This is a genomic window from Vibrio ordalii ATCC 33509 (assembly GCA_000257205.1).
Lineage (GTDB): Bacteria > Pseudomonadota > Gammaproteobacteria > Enterobacterales > Vibrionaceae > Vibrio > Vibrio ordalii.
The window spans coordinates 1-5,480 of sequence record AEZC01000076.1 but is presented as its reverse complement, the minus strand read 5'-3'; the positions used below and the strand labels follow the sequence as shown (position 1 = coordinate 5,480).

At 40.0% G+C, this 5,480-nt stretch carries 6 protein-coding genes; all 6 read right to left on the bottom strand.

All coding sequences use genetic code 11. The features are described 5' to 3' along the window. Positions 1 to 103 precede the first annotated feature (103 nt). On the bottom strand, positions 104 to 520 hold the full coding sequence (locus VOR_RS19055) for a glycosyltransferase family 2 protein (protein WP_286118380.1): 417 nt from the start codon (positions 518 to 520) through the stop codon (positions 104 to 106). Beyond that, on the bottom strand, positions 511 to 1,023 hold the full coding sequence (locus tag VOR_RS19050) for a glycosyltransferase family 2 protein (RefSeq protein WP_286118379.1): 513 nt from the start codon (positions 1,021 to 1,023) through the stop codon (positions 511 to 513). Before VOR_RS19050 ends, VOR_RS19055 begins: the two co-directional genes overlap by 10 nt. A 45-nt stretch (positions 1,024 to 1,068) precedes the next feature. Then, entirely contained in the window at positions 1,069 to 2,400 is a 1,332-nt protein-coding gene (locus VOR_RS0104745; protein WP_010318581.1) for a UDP-glucose dehydrogenase family protein, read from the bottom strand. Between the two features lie 11 nt (positions 2,401 to 2,411). Continuing rightward, the gene (gene vpsB, locus VOR_RS0104740) at positions 2,412 to 3,650 is read right to left on the bottom strand and encodes a UDP-N-acetyl-D-mannosamine dehydrogenase VpsB (RefSeq protein ID WP_010318580.1); all 1,239 of its coding nucleotides are present in this window, start codon (positions 3,648 to 3,650) and stop codon (positions 2,412 to 2,414) included. A gap of 17 nt (positions 3,651 to 3,667) precedes the next feature. Next, complete coding sequence (wecB, locus tag VOR_RS0104735) at positions 3,668 to 4,786, bottom strand: non-hydrolyzing UDP-N-acetylglucosamine 2-epimerase (protein ID WP_010318579.1); 1,119 nt, start codon at positions 4,784 to 4,786, stop codon at positions 3,668 to 3,670. A gap of 298 nt (positions 4,787 to 5,084) precedes the next feature. After that, the coding region (locus VOR_RS16780) for a low molecular weight protein-tyrosine-phosphatase (protein WP_010318578.1) at positions 5,085 to 5,480 on the bottom strand (396 nt) is incomplete at its 5' end.

The window sequence follows — 5,480 nt, the reverse complement described above, 5'->3', positions numbered from 1 at the left end:
AGGTCCTAACTCTCTAATAATAAAAAAAGATATTAAAAAATTAGCCGCACTTATTGTTGCTACATCAATCACGCCACACAATTGATAAAATAATTTTATTAATTTACTCACCATACATTTTAGTCTCTCTGCCAAACAATCCCTCAATTTGACCGAGCCTAGCAATGGAATTTACCAATAAAATAGTTCCCTTTCTTTTCCCAGTGAAAGCAACAAGTGGAAGTGAAGCTAACACCCCAAATAGTCCAACTATTGATCTAGTGGTAATTATAATTGCTTTTTTATCTAGAGAATAATGATTTTTTCTTATTTTAGAAAAGGTTTGCCCTCCCCTCCTGCCTCTTTTTATAGCATACTGTAAATTAGCTCTATCAAGAGACAAATATTCTAAGACTTCAGCTTCATCGCACCAAGTCAGTTTTGCCCCATGTTGCTTACACCGATAGAAAAACTCAGAATCCTCTCCTCCAGACTGTCCAAATGCTCTATTGAATAGTCCGACTTTTTCTATTAATGCCATAGATACAAGAGCATTCCCTGTATTACCAGTAGAAAGTATAGTACCTGTTTTTTTCTAACTCTTTCAAAGAGTTTAGAAACAATTACCCATTGAGATGTCTGCGGATAATAGCAAGTTATCACAGGACCAATCACAACATCTGTATCATACTGATTAAGCATCTTGGCTAAACTAATGAAGTAATTAGGTGAGATAGTTTCATCATCATCTAAAAAAAGAATGTAGTCTGATTCATTATCATTTGCGATTCCAATGCATTTATTACGCACATCAGATATATTCCTTGAAAACTCACAATGATACATTACATTTATATTTTCATTATAAAATAGACTTGCAACTTCATTTGCACTTCGGTTTTCATCATTATCAACTATGGCTATAGTTAAGATAAATTCACTGGTGTCATTTGCTTCAAATATTGAAACCAATAATTCCTTTAATTGCTCAGGGCGACGATAGGTACAGATCCCTATCGTTACCTTTTTTTTATTATTTGTCATTCCTATGACCTAAAATCTCTGTTCGAGAAGGTTTTTAAGTTGTATTTATGACAACTTATTCCTACCGATACTATAGTAAACAAAACCTTTTTGGGTCATCCGTATCGGATCAAATAGATTTCGGCCATCAAACAATACGGCTTGTTTTAATTGCTCTTTAATTTTGACAAAATCTGGAGCTTTAAAGCTTTGCCATTCAGTACAAATAATCAATGCATCGGCGTTTGTTAGTGACGCTTCTTTTGTGCCCATAAGCATTAAATCCTCTCGGCTCCCATAAATGCGCTGAGTTTCCTCCATCGATTTTGGGTCATAGGCTTGCACTCTTGCTCCTGCCTCCCATAACTGCTGCATCAATACTCGACTCGGTGCTTCACGCATATCATCCGTATTTGGTTTAAAACTTAATCCCCAAATGGCGAATGTTTTTCCCGACAGATCAGGGCCAAACTCTTTTGTAATATATTCAAATAGTTTATGTTTCTGCGCATAATTCACCGCTTCTACGGCTTTGAGAATTTGAGACTCATATCCTATTTCATCGGCAGTGCGAACTAGCGCTTGTACATCTTTAGGAAAACACGATCCGCCATAGCCACAGCCAGGATAAATAAATTGAAAACCAATTCTGGAATCAGAGCCGATCCCTTGGCGAACTTGCTCTATGTTTGCACCCACCCGCTCAGCAATATTTGCCATTTCATTCATGAAACTAATTTTTGTGGCAAGCATACAATTCGCAGCATATTTAGTAAGTTCAGCACTTTTAATATCCATCACAATAATTTTTTCATGATTTCTATTAAAAGGAGCATAAAGCTCTCGCATTAACTCTTCAGCTTCTCTTGAGTCTGTACCAATCACTATTCGGTCAGGACGCTTACAATCATCAACCGCCGCACCTTCTTTTAAAAACTCTGGATTAGAGACGACGGAAAACGTTAATTCAGACCCTTTATTATCCAGTATAGCTTGGATAGTATTCTTAACTTTATCTGCAGTGCCTACTGGTACAGTTGACTTATCAATAATAATTTTTGGTGATTGCATATATGTCGCAATCGTTTCAGCCACTTTAAGGACATACTTTAAATCCGCAGAGCCATCTTCATCTGGAGGAGTGCCGACCGCAATAAACTGCAAATCGCCAAAATCCACGCCAACTTTGGGGTCGGTCGTAAAGCTAAGGCGTCCCTCTTGGTAGTTTTTCTCAACCAATGCGGTTAAACCTGGCTCGTAAATAGGAATAATGCCCTTTTTAAGATTTTCAACGCGGCTTTCGTCTATATCAACGCAGCAAATGTCATGGCCAGCATCGGCAAGGACAGCCGCTTGCACCAAGCCTACATATCCAATACCGTAAAATGTTACTTTCATCTTAATTCCTTTTATACAACACCACGAGTATCAATCACGACTTTCTTGGCAAACGCCGTTTTATCTGCTTCTTTAAAATCTCGATGATCAACCAGCACCACAACGATATTGGCTAACTCTAAAGCACGCTCTAGCGAGACTAGCTCAACATCATGTTCTGTTAACTTACCCGGTAGTTGGTGGATATTTGGCTCTACTGCTAAGATTTTTCCGATATTGTCTTGTGCTAAATGCAAAGTGATGTCTAAAGCTGGGCTCTCACGTAAATCATCAATATCGGCTTTAAAGGCCAAACCTAGGCAGGCAATAACTGGTTTTTTGAACTGATCTGCGGCTTGTTTTACCTGATCAACGACCCAGTGTGGTTTACCATCATTAACATGACGAGCAGCAGCAATCAGTTTTGCTTCTTCTGGGCAGCTGTTAACAATAAACCAAGGGTCAACTGCAATACAGTGCCCGCCAACACCTGGTCCTGGGTTTAATATGTTGACCCGAGGGTGGCGGTTGGCCAATTTAATTAATTCCCAAACATTAATTTTTAATTTCTCACAAATAAGGGAAAGTTCGTTCGCGAATGCAATATTGACGTCGCGAAAGGAGTTTTCTGTTAATTTCGCCATCTCCGCCGTACGAGAGTTGCTGATGATGCATTCGCCTTTAACAAAGGTTTTATACAGAGCCATCGCTTTCTCGCTACACGATTTACTCATACCACCAATCACTCGGTCATTGCTGACTAATTCTTGTAGTACATAACCCGGTAAAACTCGCTCTGGGCAATGCGCTACTTTAATGTCAGCGGTATCACCTTTATGCTGTGGGAAAGTTAAATCAGGGCGAGCCTCTGCTAACCATGCAGAAAGCTTTTCTGTCGCACCAACTGGGGAAGTACTTTCCAATACCACCAAGTTGCCTTTTTCCAGAACTGATGCAATCGCTTTAGCGGCCGCTTCGATATAGCTAAGATCGGGCTCGTGATTGTCACCTTTAAATGGTGTGGGTACCGCCACTAAGAAAGCATCGGCTGGCTCAGCTGTCACGGTTGCTTTTAGTTTACCAGTCATCACTGCACTTCGAACTACGATATCTAAATCCGGTTCGACAATGTGAATTTCACCTTTATTGATTGTATCGACAGCGTGTTGATTGACATCTACGCCAATCACTTCAATACCACGCGAGGCTATAACGGCAGCCGTTGGCAGGCCGATATACCCTAAACCAATCACAGAAACTTTATTAAACATCTTATTTTCCTTAAATCTTATCTTGCTAGAATGTCGGCGATACGTTGACAGGCTTTGCCATCACCGTATGGATTGTGTGCTTGACTCATGAGTTGGTAAGCGCGCTCATCACTAAGCAACCGGTCTAACTCTTCACAAATCAGTTGTGTGTTAGTCCCAACCAGTTTGACCGTACCCGCGCTTACCGCTTCAGGTCGTTCGGTGGTATCTCTCATCACTAATACAGGCTTACCTAGCGACGGTGCTTCTTCTTGAATACCACCGGAATCGGTTAAAATGATGTGTGCTCTGTCCATCAAATAGACAAAGGGCAAATACTGTTGTGGATCCACTAAGAAAATGTTTTCGATGCCTTTTAAAAGACGATTGACGGGCTCTTGAACATTCGGATTAAGGTGTACAGGATAAAGAATTTGACAGTTAGGGTGACGCTTTGCTGTGATGGATAAGGCTTCACAAATACGCTCAAATCCATCACCAAAACTTTCACGACGGTGGCCTGTAACAAGAATGAGCTTTTTATTGCTATCAAGCATCGGAAACTGATGAGCTAACTTAGCGTTGAGATCTTTTTCGTTGTGGATCTTGTTACGGATCATAAGCAAAGCATCAATGACAGTATTCCCCGTAATATGGATGTTCTCGAGGCAATAATTTTCATCCAATAAATTTTGTTGAGATGTTGCCGTTGGTGCGAAATGGTAGTGAGTCAATGCACCCGTAAGCTTGCGGTTAGCTTCTTCAGGCCAAGGGGAATAAATATTGCCAGTGCGTAACCCAGCCTCAACGTGGCCGACTGCAATTTGCTGATAATAACAAGCAAGTGAAGTCGCAAACGTTGTAGCGGTATCGCCATGAACTAAGACGATGTCGGGTTGAAAGTCTTTTAGAACCGTTTCCATACCGTTCAGGATTTTAGTCGTTACTGTCGTCAGTGTTTGCCCTGGTTCCATGATATTAAGATCAAAATCAGGCACCACTTCAAACAACTCTAAAACTTGGTCAAGCATTTCCCTGTGCTGGCCAGTGACACATACTTTTGTATCGAAACGGTTATCTTGTTTAAGCTGATGAACTAGAGGCGCCATTTTTATTGCTTCAGGTCGTGTACCAAACGCAATGAGTATTTTTTTCACTTTATTTATTTCCTTGGGCTAAACTAAATGACTTTTAAGAACAAACTGCTCAACGCTATGTCTTCAAAAAAGGTAGATAAAATGGTGAATAGCAACGGTTAAATACGCTACCGCCACTAGATGTCGCCTCTAGAATGCGCATTTTCTTCACATTTTTTGCTTTATGTATATAAGATAAAACTTATTAACCACCCATATCTAATCATCTAACTACAAACGATGAGTAGAAATAAATTGTCAAACTGTTGCTTTGTTTTTTGGGTGGGTAATCAAAAAGTCATATAAAACTTTCTATGTGTTACACACAAAGTTTCATTGCACTTTCCTTTAATTGATATTGTTTAGATATATGTTCGATGATCCCTTGAGCCCCGCTCTCTATCAGTTCCAAAACCCGTTCAAACATATGAATATTTCCTTTGTAAGGATCAGGGACTTCCGTGACACCGATGTGACTATGCGATAGAAACAGTGAAAGTTTCTCTTTATGTCTAGCAGGACAAATGTCAATGAGATCCGCTAAGTTGGCTTTATCTAAGGCAAAAATAAGATCAAATTTTTCGAAATCCTCAGAACAAACCTGCCTTGCTCTTAAATTTGACATTGAATAGCCACGCTGCTCAGCAACAGATATTGCTTTGGGATCTGGCTTTCGGCCCACTTGATAATTCACAGTACCAGCGCTTTCAACAAA

Bases quoted from the DNA above. Each gene is read 5' to 3' on its own strand.
- VOR_RS19050 (WP_286118379.1), bottom strand. From the start codon at position 1,023: ATGACAAATAATAAAAAAAAGGTAACGATAGGGATCTGTACCTATCGT.
- vpsB (WP_010318580.1), bottom strand. From the start codon at position 3,650: ATGTTTAATAAAGTTTCTGTGATTGGTTTAGGGTATATCGGCCTGCCA.
- VOR_RS19055 (WP_286118380.1), bottom strand. From the start codon at position 520: ATGGCATTAATAGAAAAAGTCGGACTATTCAATAGAGCATTTGGACAG.
- VOR_RS0104745 (WP_010318581.1), bottom strand. From the start codon at position 2,400: ATGAAAGTAACATTTTACGGTATTGGATATGTAGGCTTGGTGCAAGCG.